This is a genomic window from Microbulbifer hainanensis (genome assembly GCF_014904735.1).
GTDB classification, from domain to species: Bacteria; Pseudomonadota; Gammaproteobacteria; order Pseudomonadales; family Cellvibrionaceae; genus Microbulbifer; species Microbulbifer hainanensis.
In genome coordinates this window covers 108,045-123,653 of record NZ_JACZCR010000010.1, presented here as the reverse complement: position 1 = coordinate 123,653, position 15,609 = coordinate 108,045, and the positions used below count along the sequence as shown (strand labels likewise).

Sequence of the window (15,609 nt, the reverse complement as noted above, 5' to 3'; positions counted from 1 at the left end):
CCGGCGGATTGTTCACCACCAAGTGGTGTAGAGCGCGATCAATATCAGCGTGACGCCGACTGCAGCCAGATTGAATCCGCTGCTTGTGTCGAAGCCGATTTCTCTCAGCGCCAGGCGGCCATCACTGCCAGCAGCCAATGCCTGACCGCGGCCCTGCAGCAGTGAAACACCCACCGCGAGTCCCAGGCACAACAGGAATACCAGGCCCACCCGATCCATAAAGGGCAGTGTCGGCCACCAGAGTTTTAGCGCCAGAGACAGAACGGCCGAACCAATAGCCGCAGCCAGTGCCGAATTGGCAGTGGCCCGCGGCCAGAAAACACCGAGCATGAACAGGACCACGATGCCGGGTGTAAAGAAACCGGTAAATTCCTGGATGTACTGGAAGGCCTGTTCGAACTGGCCGAGCAGCGGCTGGGCGCAGACCATTGCCAGTAACAGGGAAATCAGGCTGGCCGCGCGGCCCACCGTGACGTAGTGCCTTTCAGTTTTCTGCGGCTGGTAGCGAGCGTAAATATCCATTGTGAAAATGGTGGCGATACTGTTCGTCATGGAAGCCAGCGATGAGACGATGGCAGCGACCAGCGCGGCGAAAACCAGCCCCTTGAAGCCCACCGGCATCAGGTTCATCAGCTGCGGATAGGCCTCATCCGGGCGTGCCAGGTCAGGCAGCAACACCACGGCGGCGATACCCGGCAGCACGACAATGATCGGCATCAGCAATTTCAGGTAGGCGGCGAAGGCGATGCCTTTCTGTCCCTCGTCGATACTCTTGGCGGCCAGGGCACGCTGGATGATGTATTGGTTGAACCCCCAATAGGAAAAGTTCATTACCCACAGGCCGCCCACGAGCACCGACAGGCCGGGCAGACTGGCGTAATTGGGGTTATCCGGCGTCAGGATCATGTCGAACTTTTCCGGTACCCGCTGCACCAGTTCGCTGAATCCGGCTACCGGGCCGGCGCCACCGGAAATCAGGTCGAGGGCCAGATAGGACAGCACCAGACCGCCGATGACCAGCAATACAACCTGGATAATATCCGTCAGGGCGACGGCCTTGAGCCCGCCATAGAGGGAATAAGCGGCAGAGAACATCCCGAGAAAAAGAAGCCCGGATAAGAGTTCCACCCCTGCGATGGCATTAATCGCAAGCGCACCAAGCCAAAGTACCGCGGTCAGGTTGACGAAGGTATAAACCCCGAGCCAGAAGGTCGCCAGAACCACCTTCACGCGGTGGTCGTAACGCTGTTCGAGGAACTGCGGCATGGTATAGATTTTTTTGCGCACGAATACCGGCAGGAAGTACTTGCCCACCAGGATAAGTGTGATTGCACCCATCCATTCATAGGACGCGATACCGAGACCGATTGCGTAGCCGGAACCGGACATGCCGATAATCTGCTCGGCAGAGATATTCGCCGCGATCAGCGATGCGCCCACCGCCCACCAGGGCAGGCCGTTGCCGGCGAGAAAATAGTCCTGGGTGTTTTTCTGGTGACCGCTTTTCTCCCGCGACACCAGGTAGCCGATGGCGATCAGCGCGGCGACATAGGCGATAAAAATCGCCAGGTCGGTGGTTGCCAGTTCCATATCTCTCACCTCTCTCGAAGTTATTCTTATATCGAAGTTATTTATTTCGGAATCGTTATTCGTATATTTTGGTTTCAGTGGGAGCCAGCGCCTGCACCACTGCCTTAACCGAGGCCTCGGCGCGCGCGCGCACTTCGTCAGCACTGCGCCCGGGGCGGTACAGGCTGCCGCCGGTACCGAAGCCGTCGGCACCGGCGGCTAGGTAGCGGGCAAAATCCGCGGTGTCGATACCACCCACCGCGAGGACCGGCACCGGCGGCAGCACGGTGCGCAGCGCGCTGACCGTGGCCGGTGAGATCATTGTGGCCGGGAACAGCTTGATACCGTGGGCACCGGCTGCCAGTGCAGCGAAGGCTTCCGTGGGCGTGCAGCAGCCGGGCAGGGAGACCAGGTCGAGCGCCACACTGCGGCGAATCACTTCGGTGTCGCAGTTGGGGGACACAATCAAGCGCCCGCCGGCGCTGGCAACAGCGTCCACTTGCGCGACGTCGGTGACCGTGCCGGCGCCGACCAGGGCGCGATCGCCGAAGTGCTGGCTGAGCAGGCGGATCGAGTCCAGTGCGCGCGGTGAATTCAGTGGCACCTCGATAATGGTGAAGCCACTGTCGATCAGCGCCTGGCTGACCGCGATGACTTCATCCGGAGTGATTCCCCGCAATATCGCCACCAGAGGGCAGCGTTCAAGATTGGTTTGCAGCACGGTCGTTCTCCTCTGAACTCTGGTATTGGAGTGTCTGCTGTTGTGCGTCGCAGATGGCGGTCACGCCCTTGACCACTGCGAGCGACGGATCTACCGCATTGAGACGGATGCCGAATTCGTCCGCCGCCAGTCGGTAGAGATTTTGCAGTTTTTCGCTGCCCACCAGCAGGATTTCATCCGCTGCCGGAAACATCGCCAGGGCTTCGCCCAACTCGTTACCGACGAGAATACCGGACAGAAACGCGGACATGGCCAGGCCGCTGTGCGGCTCACACAGGGCTAGGGCGCGGGCCGCAAACATCTGGTGCAGCGGGCCGCCTGCTTGGCGGCTGTGGCGCAGGCCTTCGACAAAACTGTGTGGATCGCTATCGGCGTCACCGAGAACGGCGCCGATGGAACTGTGCTTGTGCAACAGCGCAAACAGTTCACCGGTAAAAAATGTGGCGAAATTGATCACGCGGCCGCTGTCCACCTGCACCCACTTGCTGTGAGTGCCGGGCAGCAACAGCAGTGCGCTGTCCCTGCCGCTGATCTGCAGTGCACCAAGTACCTGGCTCTCCTCACCGCGCATTACGTCCGGCGCGCCGCCGGGCGACATACAGCTCACCCCCGGCACTACCCAGGCGTTGGGTTGTTCACCCAGGGGCAGCAGTTGCTGCGCGATTGCCGCGGCGTTCGCCGGGCAGGGCGCGTAAGGGGCCTCGCGCCAGCCGTTGCGACTGCCGATCATGCCGCACAGGTACAACGGGATGCCGGGCCAGCGCTGCAGCCAGTCGCCACAGCGCTCCAGCAACAGCGCCTGGTAATTTTCCCCGCAGCTCAGCACGCCGCAGTCGTCGCTGCGCGTACACACCACGTGCCCGCTTTCGTCTACCAGGTGCGCGCGAAAATTGCTGGAGCCCCAGTCGATGACGATACAGCGCATCACACGCGTCCGCCGTCAATAATCAGGGACTGGCCGCTGATCATGGCCGAAGCTCCGGAGGCGAGGAACAGTGCGCTGTTGGCACAGTCCTGTTCGGAAATGGTGCGCTTCAGGCATTGCTGATCCAGGCATTCTCTGAGCGCCTCTTCGGTTACCCACAGTTCCTTCTGCCGCTCGGTCATGACCCAGCCGGGAATCAGCGCATTCACGCGAATATTGTCCGGGCCAAGTTCCCGCGCCAGCGCCTTGCTCAGGCCGACGATACCGGCCTTGGCGGTGACGTAGGCTGGATAGCCGGCCAATCCGAGCAGGGCGGAATTGGAGCCCACATTGATAATGCTGCCGCCGCCCTGTGCGCGCATACCGGCGGCTACTGTTTGCGCGGTAAAAAAGTGCGGGCGCAAATTGGTATTCAGGGATGCATCCCATTCATCAGCACTGAATTTTTCCAGCGAGTGGCGGGTATCGCGCGCGGCATTGTTGATCAGTACACGGAACTGTCCCAGCTGCTCGGCGGCGCTGGCGATACACTGCTGCAGGTGCTCGACATCGGTGATATCGCAGCGCTGGAACAGCGGCAGCACACCGGTCTCCTCTTCCACGGAAGCGCACAGCTGCTGCGCCTTGTCTTCATCCAGGGATACGAAGGCGACGCGCGCGCCCTGCGCGCAGAAGGCGCGCACAAAGGCCGCGCCGATGCCGGAGCCACCACCGGTGATAAAAATTGGTGTGTCGATCAGGTCGGGATAACTGGCTGTAATCATTGTCGGGAATCCTGTGCGGAAAGTTCTGCTTGCACTGTGGCGGCAGCGGGTTCGCCCATGACGATGCCGCGGCCGTCGGTGCCGATATAGACGCGGCCGTAGTGACGCGGGTCGCCCGCGATCACGCGAAAGCGCTGGCCGTATTCGTGGCGGCTGTCGTTGACGCGCAGCCAGTGGCGGCCGCTGTCGTCGGAGCGCCAGATAGCGCGCTCAGTGCTGCGTTCAGAGCTGTGTTCAGAGCCGCGTTCACTGCCGCGCTGGCCGATGGCAAACAGCGTTGCTTCCTGTTTGCCCGCGGCCGGCTTGCCGAAGGTCAGTTGCTCGACGGTGATATCACTGTCGACGCGCGCGAACTGTTGACCGCCGTCGGTGGAGTGAAACAGGCCCTGGCGGGAAACCAGCCACAGTTCGCCCTCGCGGCCGGGGGCCGCGTGCAGCGGCCAGGGCTTTTCGCGGTTGTGCGGCCGGTCGGCGCTGAGGTCGGATGGCAGTCCGCGCGATTCGAGTGCGGTGAAGCTGGCCGCGCCGTCGGTACTTGCATAGAGTTCGCCGCGGTTGAAATCCAGCGCGTAGAATTTTTTGCCATCGACCCGGTCCGCCACCGGGTGCGCGTGCAGCGGCAGGCCTTTTACCGGCTGCCAACTGCGGCCGCGGTCGCGGCTCAGCTGCGGTACCGGCGCCATAAACACGAAGGCGTCACCATCGGCGGAGACGGTAATCGCGTTGTCGCCGGTCAGGTCGTAGCGCTGCGCGGTTTTTTCGCCAGGGATTTTGAGCGCCGGAACTGTCAGCGGTCGCCAGCTTTTGCCGGCGTTATTGGACCAGGCCAGCGTCGGTACCGGGCCTTCTGCCCGGTGCGGCGGCGTGCCGCTGCGCACCAGGATTTGCGGTGCGCTGCCGGCGTCGATGATGGTGTTGGTATTGGCGAATACGGGGCCGGTCAGCATCAGTTGCGGCGAGCGATCAAAGTCACTGTGTACAAAACCGCTGATATCGCCGAAGCCGCTGATCAGCTGCGGGCCGGCGGCGGGGCTCAGCAGGGTGATGATGGCGGTCTGCTCAATACCCTCGACCCAGGGTTTCCACAGCAGCTGCTGCGCATCGGCATCGCCGGTGCGGTAGACGGTGGCCCCGGTGGTGTACACCAGCTCGTCATCCTGGAAAGGGTTCATGGCGAGGCCCGCGATCCACCAGCCGAAATCCGCCTCGTCATTACCCCAGTAGAGATAGGGCGTTGCGCTGACATCGCGGCGGCTGCGTTTTTCCAGTTCGCGCCAGCTATCGCCGCCGTCGTGGGACAGGTAAATCGTATCGTGCGGGTGCCAGCGATTCATCGTCGCCACGGCGACAGTGCCCGGGTGCTGCGCGCTGGCGCTGATGCCCATAAAACCGCCTTCCGCGGGTCCGTCACCTTGCGGCGGCGGAGTGATATCGCTCCACTGCTGGCTGGCGATATCCAGTTTGTAGACAGCGCCACCGGTGACGCCGTTGGGGCCGATATTATCGCTGTAGGCGATATACAGCTGACCGCCGGCAGCGGCCGCCTGTACCGGCAGTAGTTTGTCCGGGCCACCGGCAATTTTCTTCCAGTGTTCACCGCTGTCGTCCGAGCGGTAAAGGCCGGTTCCATTCCTGTCGGCGACGCCGGCAAAAAGCGATTGTTCAGCGAAGAGTACGAAACTGATACCGGCGTGGGTACTGCGGCGGCCCTCGGGCAGGCCGAGTCCGGCGTGGGGAAAAGCCGTTACCTTGTGCCAGCTGGCGCCGCGGTCGCGGCTGCGCCACAGGCCGTCGTGGCGCGAGCCGAAATAGAGAATGTCAGTATTCTGCGGGTTGATCGCCAGGCGTTCGCCCAGGCCGCGACCGTCTTCATTGCCGCCCATGCGAAACGGCACCGGGGTCACCTGCCAGTGCTCGCCGCGGTCATCGGAGCGGAGTATTGCCGCGGGTGCACCCTTGTACATGCCCGCGGCCATATAGACCCGCTCCGGGTTGCGCGGATCGGCGGCGATACTCTCTATACCGAAATAGCTGGATTCCGCCATCTGGTCCTGCAGCGGCAGCCAGCGTTGCTGGCCGCTGTCCCAGCGATAGGCGCCGCCCATATCGGTGCGCAGGTAGGCGAGGCCCTTTTCCGCACGGCTGAAGATAATATCCGGCGCGAAGCCGCCGGCGCCGACGGTGACACTGCGCCAGTGGTAATCGTCACTGGCAGGCGCAGCGCTTGCGGCACAGGCACTGAAGGTGGCGCAGGTGGTGAAGCTAAGTAGTGCCGAGGTGAACAATTGTTTGAACATCACAAATCGCCATTCGTTTTATTGGTGCTTTTCAATCAATCTGCAGCTGGGCGAGGAATTCCCCGTGGCGCGGTGCGTGCGAGGCCGCTGAGGTCACGGCGCCGCGCATCCTTTCCAGCAGCTGCGCCAGCTGATCGCTGTCCATGTTGTCGACATTCGCCAGATACCGCTGCGGGCGCAAACCGAGGCCGTTGTAGATCGCCAGCCAGCTCGCCTCGCGGAAGGATTCGTTGGCGTAGCTGAGCAGACGGCCATCGTCGCGGAAGGCCTCGATCTTGGCTTGCAATGTGTCCGGTATCGGCATATCGCGCATGCGCCGCCAGAAGTCGGTGTCGTCGCGGCGATTGAGCTTGTAGTGCAGGATGATGAAGTCGCGGATGCGCTCGTATTCCTGCCGGTTCAGGCGGTTGGCCTGTTCGATTTTTTCCGGGTCCGGCACCAGGTCGGGCAGGAATTGCAGCAGCTTCTCGATACCGGTCTGGATCAGGGAGATACTGGTGCTCTCCAGTGGTTCGATAAAACCGGAGGCGAGACCCAGCGCGACACAGTTTTTATGCCAGAACTTTTTGCGCATGCCGGCGGTAAAGCGCAGCAGGCGCGGTTCGTTGACCGGCTCGCCGTCGAGTCCGTCGAGCAGCGCTCGCTGCGCGCGGTCGCGGTCCAGATATTCGCTGGCGTAGACATAGCCGTTGCCGCTGCGGTGCTGTAGCGGGATCTGCCAGCGCCAGCCGGCGTCGAGGGCGGTGGCGCGGGTGTAGGGCAGCGGTTCGCTACCGCGTTCGCTCTGTACCGCCACGGCACTGTCTACCGGCAACCAGTGACGCCAGTCCTCGTAGCCGGTGTGCAGTGCCTGCTCGATCAGCAGTCCGCGGAAACCGGAACAGTCGATATACAGATCGCCGCGCAGCTGGCGGCCATCCTCCAACAGCAGCTGTTCGATATCGCCGCTGTGGGCATCCAGTTTTACCTCGCTGACTTTGCCTTCGATGCGCTCGACACTGCGCGCTTCAGAATAATCGCGCAGCAGGCGCGCATAGCGCGAGGCGTCGAAGTGGTAGGCGTAGCTGTACAGCGCCAGTGGATTGCTGGCTTTTTCATCCGGCTGGGCGAAGCGCCCGGCCTTGGCCATGGCCGCGGACAGGCAGTAGTCTTGCAGCGGTGCAGCGCGACCCTGCTGGTGCAGTTTCAGCCAGCAGGGAAAAAATGGCAGCTCGCCGATGGGCGCGCCGAAGTCGGCAAACGGGTGAAAGAAACTCTCACCGCGTTGCCGCCAGCCGATAAACTCGATACCCAATTTGAAGGTGGCGCCAGTAGCAGCGATAAAATCCCGCTCGCGGATACCGAGATAACTGTTGAGGTTGATGATGCCGGGGACAGTAGCCTCGCCGACGCCGACGGTGCCTATCTGTTCGGACTCGACCAGCTGTATTGAGAGCTCGCGATTTCGGTCGGTCCCCAGATAGTGTTGGGCGAGCGTGGCAGCGGCCATCCAACCCGCGGTGCCGCCGCCGACAATCACGATTTTTTTGATTGGTGTCGCTGCCATTATTTAGCTCTTATTGTCGCGGCAATTTCTTATCGGCGCTTTTTGCCGGCACTTTTCCGTAGAAATTTGTCCCTGTAGGAGCGGCCATTGGCCGCTCCTACAGGGACGTGCTTAGGCCGGTTTTTTCAGTACCAGCTTGTCGCCGCTGTACTCGACGGTCTGCGCCGGCTTGGCGTCGAAGTCGGTGGCGCTGTCGCCGCTGCCGAGCCAGCGCACGCTGATGCGGCGTGTCTCCGCCATGCCCGGGAAGCTGCCGCTGCGCTCGCCGATCGTCAGCTGGCCACTGGCGTCGTCGTAGCTGAGCGGAATGCGCGACCACTGGCCCTGTTCATAGCCGTAGCTCTGGCCGTCGTCCTCGTAGATTTCGAAGTGGCCGTCGGCGCCGGTGTAGACGTTGATAGTCAGAGGTTCGTTCAGGCTCTCCGCGGTGCTCTGGATCGCCGGGCCGGTGGGCAGGATGCTGCCGGATTTGACGAACAGCGGCATGCGCGTATACGGCGCTGGTGCATCGATATGCTGGCCACCGCTGTACTTCTTGCCGCTATAGAAGTCGTACCAGTCGGCGCCGGCCGGCAGGTAGACGTCGCGGGAGCGCGCACCGAACTCGTACACCGGGTTGACCAGCAGGGAGGGGCCGAACATGTACTGAGTGGTGATATCGCTCACATTCGGGTCGCTACCGAAGTCCATCGCCAGGCCGCGCATCATGGTGCTGTCTTTCTGCGCGGAGTCGCCGGCCAGGGTGTAAATGTAGGGCAGCAGGCGGTAGCGCAGCTTGGTGTACCACACCAGGCTGTTGTAGGTGTCGCTGCCCTCGTCGGCGAGGTTGTAAATCTCGCGGTAGGGGTTCTGGCCGTGGGAGCGGAACAACGGTACGAAGGCGCCGAACTGGAACCAGCGCAGATTCAGTTCGCGCCACTCTTCCTGTTCGCTCTGGGCCATCTGGTCGGTGTTGCCGACAACGGTATCGCCGTTGTAACGGTAGCGGTCCTCGGGGGTGAAGCCGCCGATATCGAAGGTCCAGTAGGGCATGCCGGACATGCCGACACCGATGCCTGCGGCGATCTGGTCTTTCAGGTTTGACCAGCGCGATACCACATCGCCACTCCAGATGGCGGCACTGGTGCGCTGGATGCCGCCGAAGCCGGAGCGGGTCAGGATAAAGCTGCGCTTGTCGGGATCGGTTTCCCGTTCGCCCTGGTACACACCTTCGGCGTGGGGCAGGGCGTAGGCGTTGAACATCTCGGTACCGGTGCCGAGTGCGTTCGGTGTGATCAGGTCCTTGCGGTGCTCGAACGAAAGATTCGAGTGAATATCCGGTTCCGAGGCGTCCATCCACCAGGCGTCGAAGCCAAGCACGTTGAGTTTGTCGCGGACCTGACTCCAATAGATTTTGGTGCACTCGGGTTTGAACGGGTCATAGAAAGCGTTCAGGTAGCCTGAGCCGATCCAGTCGAGGTTTTTCTCCTCGATGTTCTTGTTGAACATACAGCCGGCGGCATTCAGTTCCTTGTAGTTGTCCGTGGTCGGGTAGAACTTGGGCCACACGGAAATCATGATGTGTGCGTCCAGGTCGTGCACCTTGCTGACCATGGCCTTGGCATCGGGGAAATACTGCTTGTCGAAGTCGTGGCTGCCCCAGGCATCCTCCGGCCAGTAGGACCAATCGAGCACAATATTGTCGATGGGGATTTTGCGGTCGCGGTACTCCTGCAGTGCATCCACAAGTTCGTCCTGGGACTTGTAGCGCTCGCGGCTCTGCCAGAAACCGAAGGCCCATTTCGGCAGCATTACTGCCTTGCCGGTCAGTTCGCGGTAGCCGGAAATTACTTCGTCCTTGTTGTCGCCAGCGACGAAGTAGTAGTCGACGGCCTTGCCGCTCTCGGAGGCGATTGACAGCTTTTTATCCGCATTCGGCTGCGGCGGGTGCTGCAGCAGGTGGAAGTAGCCCCCCTGTGGGGTCCAGTCCAGGTCCAGCTGGTATTGGTGACCGGCTTCGAGATCGACCTTGGCGTTGTGGAACCAGGGGTTCCAGTTCATGCGCCAGCGGTCCAGCAGCTGGTCGCCGTCCAGGGACAGGTTGGCGTAGCCGCTGGAGTACATTTTGAATTCGTGCTCGCCGCTGTGCTTCGGCGCTATGCTGCCGCTCCACTCGATGCGCAGGTTTTTCGCGTCCTGCACTTCCTCCGGAAAGGGGACTTCGCGCACGCTGGCGTGGGACAGGAACTGGTAGTCCAGGTCCGTCTCGGTGCGGGTCAGTTTCAGCTGGTCGCCGTCGTAGTAGCGCGCGGTGAGGCCGCCCTTTTCGCCGTCGGCGTTATACAGATCGTATTCCGCTGCCAGCGGTTTGGCCGCTTCCGGATCGCCGAGGCGGGTGATGGAAGTGTTGTTCCACAGCAGGCCGTAGTTGCGGCTGGACACCAGGTAGGGAATGCTGATTTCCAGGTTGTAGGTGGTCAGCTCGACGTTCTCACCGGCGTAGTTGACGCGGCCGTCCTGGTGCTGGCCGAGACCGTAGAAGGCCTCGTCGGGCTGGCGCTCGAACTGCTGGCGCAGCGCGAAGGAATCCAGGTCCACTTTGCCCGTGTCCGCGGTGACCGGCGCGAGGCTGCGCGAAGTCTCGGCCAGCAGGGTTTCGCCGGCGGCGTTCGCGAACTGTACCTTGCCGGTTTCGAGCGATACCAGTGCGGATACATCTGCGGTTTTCACCTGCAGCATGTCGCCCTGTTGCTCGACAGAAAATTCGGTCGCCTGCGGCTGGGCCACGACCATCAGCGGTCTGGGCAGGTTGCTGAAATCCTGCTGCGCGGTGGCGGTTACGCGGATGATGTCTTCGTCGATCACCTGCAGGCGCACCTTGTGGAAGTCGCCATCGTTAAGGGTCACCACGGCGCCGTGAGCGGTCTTCTGCCAGCTGGCATGAGTCTGGGCGGCCTGCTCGTTGCTGCCGCCGCAGCCGCTGAGCCAGGGGAAGAGCGCCGCGGCGAGCAGCGTGGGTTTCAGCAGCGTTAGTTTAAATCGTGTCTTGTGCATGATTCTGTCCGGTTCTCGATGTCTTGAACGTTATTCGGTCTTGTAGCTGGCCAGCTTGATCTTCAGTACGTGGGGATTGCTGGAGAAATTCAGCCCCCAGTCGGTCTGGTCGCCGTTCCAGACCCGTTCGAAAACCCATTTCCCGTCTTCGAAATGGCCTTCCTCGACGCGGTCGATCAGCGTCTGTTCGCCCTCGACTTCGCGCGCCGGGAGGAAGGTCACACGGGCGCGCAGGCCGGTCACCAGGTATTCATCTTTTGCCAGCTCGGCGATCACGGCGCCGCCGGAGGACGGGTTGTTGCCCTTGGGCGGGTGTATCCAGAAGGCCGGCCGGCCGTAGGTGACTTCCGCAGTCCAGTCACCCAGGTCAATGCGTTGGGTGTAGTCTTCGGGGTTTTTCTCACCGGCGTCGCTCTCGCTGCCCTCGGCATTCCACAGTTTCTTGTCCGAACCCTCTGTGTCCACCGGTTCGGATACGCCCCACACCGGGTGTTCGAAACTGATGCGCGCCCACTCCCTGGCCATGGGGCCGAATAGGCTGTAGAGCTCGGTGAAGTTGGCAATTTCGTCGTCAGTTTTTTTCGCGCCCAGCGGGTAGTTGGAGTAGTCGGTGTAATCCATGCCGAAGGGAGTGAAGCCGAGACCGCCGTGGCCGAGGGTGTCGAAGAAATAGCGTGCGTAGGGCTGGTCGTTACCGATCTCGGCGATATACAGCGGATTGTCGTCGCGACTGTACAGGTCCATCACACGAGTGGCGGTCTTGTGGTCGCGGAAATAGATATCCGGTGCGATCAGGTCGATGTCCGGGGCGGCGGATTTCCACACCGGGATCATATTGTCGGTGGCGCCGCCGCTGGAATACTGGCCGGCTTTACCCGGACTGAACGGATTGCGCAGCGCCACATTGACGTACATCGGCAGCGGGTAAACCGCTTTGCCGGCTGCGGCAATCTCGTTTACGTAGCGGGCGATATGCCAGGCGTGGAAAGTTTCGTCAGCGTCATTGCCGAATACTTCGGCCCAGTCGCCGCCCTCTTTGTGGCCCAGGTCGGCGAGCAGCCGATCCGGTACCGGCTGCTGGAATACTTTTTCGGCCGTCGCGGAAAAGTCGCGCGCGGAGCCGTAGGTGCCCACCTCGTTTTCCACCTGCACCATGATGACGGTGCGCTGGTGGTCGATTTTTTTCAGGTGTTGCATAAACGCCACGAAAGCCCGCTTGTCTGCATCCAGCGTGCGTTGAAAAAGTGGCGAAAGGGAATTCAGGGTTTTGCCTTCGGCGGTGATAACGCGCGGAAAGCGCTGATTGTCCAGCTTGACCCACTCCGGCGCGTAATGGGGAGCGTTATTTTTCCAAGAGGCGAACCACAGTAGTACCAGGCGTTTGTCCCGCGTACGGGCCTGTTTTAACAGGGTGTCGACGAAGGAGAAATCAAACTCGCCTTCTGTTGGTTCGACCTGTTCCCAGGCTACTGGAATGACCAGGGTATTGGCCTGCATCTTTTCCACTGCCGGCCACACGCTTGGCAGCGCCGCCGGGTAGTTGGAGGAGTTATTGGTCTGGGCGCCGAGAATCAGGTAGGGCGCGTCGTCGACCATCAGTGCGTAGCGACCGTCTTTCTGCACGAGCTGCGGAATCGATTCGGCCAGGGCGCCGGGCAGGTGGGTGGCGAACAGCAGTGCTGTGGCCACTGGGACTGTTTTGCGGAGTAGTTTCTTCATCGATGCTGTACATCCTGGAAAAATGGGGCTCTTGCGAGCCCCTCAAGCGCACGTGGGCACTATCCGTAAACTCCGGAATTCGTGCCCAACCTGACTGGGTTAGAAAGTCACCCTGACGCTGGCGGCATAACGCACGTCCTGCGAATAGGTGTAGGCGTGCAGCATGCCCATCTTGCCCTGGTCGATCAGGCCCTCGGTGTTTTCCTGGGTCAGGTTGGCCGCCTCGAAATTGACGGAAACCTTTTCGTTAATGTCGTAACCGAGGGACAAATCCAGCTGCCCGTAGTCATCGTTGTACACCGGCAGGCGCCAGGTGATGTCGTTGTCGGTACCGTTCCAGCCGTTGGGGCCGACGGCGACCAAGTACTTGCTGCGCCAGTTCCAGGCCAGGCGCGCATAGAAGCGGTCCTTCTCGTACATGCCCACCAGGTTGTAGCTGTCTTTCGACAGGCCCTCGAACGGCAGATTGCTGTAGCTGGAGCCATCGGTATTGACCGGGCTCACCTCGTCCGGCACATCGGTACTGCTGTCGATGTAGGTGTAGTTGGCCTGTACGCCGAGGCCGTCCCAGGGTGCCGGCAGGAAGTCGAAGAACTTGGTAACGCCGATCTCCGCACCGTTGATATCGGCACTGCCGACATTTTCCGTACGGCTGGTGACCACGTCGAAGCCATCGACGGTAGCGGTGCCGGTGGCGGTGCGGAAGAAGTCCGATACATCCTTGCGGAACAGTGCCACGTGGGCCATGCCGCCCTGGTCGTCGAAGTAGTATTCGGCGGACAGGTCGAACTGGTTGGCCTTCATCGGCTCCAGGTAGGGGTTGCCGTCAGAAGTGAGCGAGAAGTACAGCATGCTCGGATCAAAACCGGTGGCATCCGTCGGCGGAGTCACGCCGTCTTTCCAGTTGGCGGAAATACTCATCAGCGCCTTCATGTCGGTAAAGGCAGGGCGCCAGATCGCCTGGGAAGCGGCGAAACGCACGATCAGGTTGTCGCTGGCATGCAGGCGCAGGTTCAGGCTCGGCAGTACATTGTCGTAGCTATTGTCCGCATCGTAGGGAGTATCCGGCTGGTAGTAGGGCTCTTCACTGGTTCCGGGCACCGTAAATGTCGGGAAGCGCAGTTGACCGTGGGCGGTATTGTCGGTGCGGACATAGCGCACGCCGATATTACCGTCGATGGGCATCGCCAGGTCGTCCATGGCGAAATTCACGCGCACGTAGGCGGCCTGGGTGGACTCATCCTGGGTGTTGATGTTGTCCGCCAGGCCCAGGTTCAGGGCATTGTCCCAGTCCAGGCCGCAGCAGCCGTTGGGAGTATTGGCGGTGATACGGTCGGTGGCGGCACGGAAGTTTTGCAGCAGTGACGGGTCGATCACGTAGGCCATCCCCGGCACGTTGACATCGCCGCGCTGGAAGTCGCCATAGGAGAAATTCACCAGGTCAGACGGATCGCTGATGGTGGGGACGTCCGCTGCGGTGGGGAACAGCCAGCCCAGCTGCCACGGCTGGTAGCGCGCCGCCCAGCTGGAACTCTCGCGGTTGTCGGTGGACTTGTCGCTGAAGCGCGCACCGGCCTGCACCGAGGTCACCAAACTATCGATGAAGTCGTACTTGGCGTCGACGCGCAGCGCCTTGGACTCCGCTTCGTTGTCCGAAGGCAGTGACTGCATCTGGCCGTAGCTGTAGTTGGTGTAATCGGTGAGGAAGCTGTCATCCACATAAATGGACGGCGTGCCGCCCAGGTCGGAGACCGACAGGGCGTCCGGGTAGGTGACCAGACCCAGGGTGTAGTCCTCGGTGGTCGAAGTGGACTTCACATACTGAAAATCACTCTTGATTGCCAGGCGGTCGGTGGCCTGCCATTCGAAACCGGCGGAGAAGTCGCTGGTGACCGAATTATTTTCAGAGTAGCGGGTACTGGTACCGAAAGGTACGCCGTTGCCCTGGGCGGTGGTGAGGGTACCGGAGGTCATCACGCCATTGCTGTTGTAAGTCCAGTCATCCGCACCCTTGGTGGGCAGGAACAGGCCCAGGCCGCCGCCGGTATCGGTGAAGAAGCCGGCCTCGTCCCAGCGCTGCTTGTGCTCGGAGCGGAAGGCTGTGGCGAAGGCCTCGATATCGTCATTGGGCGCCCACTGCAGGGCCAGGTACTGGCCATTGCGCTCGCGCTGATAGTCGTTGCGGCGCCAGTCGACACCGCGGGGCACGTAGACGGTCTTGCCGTCTTCGATATCGTCGCGGGCGAAGTAGGCGCGGGTGTAGACGTTGTCGGCACGGCTGGAAAGATCCGAGGAGGAGACATCTACCAGCAGGCCTATTTCGCCGATGCTGGTGTCCCAGCGATCGCTGTAAAGGCCCGAGTACTCGCCGTTGGCCTCGCCGATCATATCGCCGTAATTGGCCTTGGCGGTGAAGCTGATCAGCTGTTCCTGGCTATCGAACGGCATGCGCGTGCGCAGGTTTACGGTACCGCCGAGACCGCCCTCGATCATATCCGCGGACGGGCTCTTGTAGGTGTCGACGCCGCCCATCAGTTCTGCCGGTACGTCGTCGAAACTGAGACTGCGGCCGCCGCTGGCGGAGAAGATATCGCGGCCGTTCAGTTCGGCGCGCACCTGGCTCAGGCCGCGCACCGCTACGCCGGCGCCTTCACCGGCAAAGTGTTCCGGATCGCTCATGTTGTCGTAGCGGGAAACGGTCACACCGGGTACACGTTGCAGCGCCTCGGAAATACTGCGGTCCGGCAATTTGCCGATATCCGAGGCGACGATGGAATCGACAATGGTTGTCGCATCCCGTTTGATCGACTGCGCGGAGAGGATACTGGCACGCTGGCCAGTGACACTGACTTCCTCGAGGGTTGTATTGTCGGTCTGCTGCTCTTCTTCCTGGGCGAGGGCAGGCATTGCAGCGCCCATGGCCATCAGGGAAATGCCCGAGGCGACGCGAATATAGTGGGGCAGCCTTTTTCTGGTAAAAACTCGTCTCTCTCTATTTCTCATCTTCTTCTCCCATCATTTTTATTTGGTCAATT

9 protein-coding genes are annotated in these 15,609 nt (G+C 61.4%); all 9 read right to left on the bottom strand.

Features of this window, described 5'->3' with window-relative positions; translation table 11 throughout:
- Positions 1-12: 12 nt before the first annotated feature.
- The gene (locus IG168_RS04035) at positions 13-1,590 is read right to left on the bottom strand and encodes a sodium/sugar symporter (RefSeq protein ID WP_193161965.1); all 1,578 of its coding nucleotides are present in this window, start codon (positions 1,588-1,590) and stop codon (positions 13-15) included.
- A gap of 55 nt (positions 1,591-1,645) precedes the next feature.
- Complete coding sequence (locus IG168_RS04030) at positions 1,646-2,290, bottom strand: 2-dehydro-3-deoxy-6-phosphogalactonate aldolase (protein WP_193161963.1); 645 nt, start codon at positions 2,288-2,290, stop codon at positions 1,646-1,648.
- The gene (locus IG168_RS04025; RefSeq protein WP_193161961.1) at positions 2,271-3,215 is read right to left on the bottom strand and encodes a 2-dehydro-3-deoxygalactonokinase; all 945 of its coding nucleotides are present in this window, start codon (positions 3,213-3,215) and stop codon (positions 2,271-2,273) included. Before IG168_RS04025 ends, IG168_RS04030 begins: the two co-directional genes overlap by 20 nt.
- On the bottom strand, positions 3,215-3,979 hold the full coding sequence (locus IG168_RS04020; RefSeq protein WP_193161959.1) for an SDR family NAD(P)-dependent oxidoreductase: 765 nt from the start codon (positions 3,977-3,979) through the stop codon (positions 3,215-3,217). The genes IG168_RS04025 and IG168_RS04020 overlap by 1 nt, the downstream gene beginning before the upstream one ends.
- Positions 3,976-6,276, bottom strand: a complete 2,301-nt coding sequence (locus tag IG168_RS04015) for a beta propeller repeat protein (protein ID WP_226876508.1) — start codon at positions 6,274-6,276, stop codon at positions 3,976-3,978. Before IG168_RS04015 ends, IG168_RS04020 begins: the two co-directional genes overlap by 4 nt.
- A 31-nt stretch (positions 6,277-6,307) precedes the next feature.
- Entirely contained in the window at positions 6,308-7,822 is a 1,515-nt protein-coding gene (locus IG168_RS04010; RefSeq protein WP_193161957.1) for a tryptophan halogenase family protein, read from the bottom strand.
- Between the two features lie 111 nt (positions 7,823-7,933).
- Positions 7,934-10,855, bottom strand: coding sequence for a TIM-barrel domain-containing protein (locus IG168_RS04005; protein WP_193161955.1), 2,922 nt, complete (start codon positions 10,853-10,855; stop codon positions 7,934-7,936).
- Between the two features lie 30 nt (positions 10,856-10,885).
- Positions 10,886-12,574 (bottom strand): DUF5597 domain-containing protein, encoded by a 1,689-nt coding sequence (locus tag IG168_RS04000; RefSeq protein ID WP_193161953.1) that lies wholly within the window; start codon positions 12,572-12,574, stop codon positions 10,886-10,888.
- Between the two features lie 99 nt (positions 12,575-12,673).
- Positions 12,674-15,577 carry a TonB-dependent receptor gene (locus tag IG168_RS03995; RefSeq protein WP_193161951.1) on the bottom strand — a complete coding sequence of 968 codons (2,904 nt, stop codon included), beginning with the start codon at positions 15,575-15,577 and terminating at the stop codon, positions 12,674-12,676.
- Positions 15,578-15,609 lie beyond the last annotated feature (32 nt).

Coding starts and splice junctions, on each gene's coding strand:
- IG168_RS04035 (WP_193161965.1), bottom strand. CDS start 1,590: ATGGAACTGGCAACCACCGACCTGGCGATTTTTATCGCCTATGTCGCC.
- IG168_RS04025 (WP_193161961.1), bottom strand. CDS start 3,215: ATGCGCTGTATCGTCATCGACTGGGGCTCCAGCAATTTTCGCGCGCAC.
- IG168_RS04020 (WP_193161959.1), bottom strand. CDS start 3,979: ATGATTACAGCCAGTTATCCCGACCTGATCGACACACCAATTTTTATC.
- IG168_RS04015 (WP_226876508.1), bottom strand. CDS start 6,276: ATGTTCAAACAATTGTTCACCTCGGCACTACTTAGCTTCACCACCTGC.
- IG168_RS04010 (WP_193161957.1), bottom strand. CDS start 7,822: ATGGCAGCGACACCAATCAAAAAAATCGTGATTGTCGGCGGCGGCACC.
- IG168_RS04005 (WP_193161955.1), bottom strand. CDS start 10,855: ATGCACAAGACACGATTTAAACTAACGCTGCTGAAACCCACGCTGCTC.
- IG168_RS04000 (WP_193161953.1), bottom strand. CDS start 12,574: ATGAAGAAACTACTCCGCAAAACAGTCCCAGTGGCCACAGCACTGCTG.
- IG168_RS03995 (WP_193161951.1), bottom strand. CDS start 15,577: ATGAGAAATAGAGAGAGACGAGTTTTTACCAGAAAAAGGCTGCCCCAC.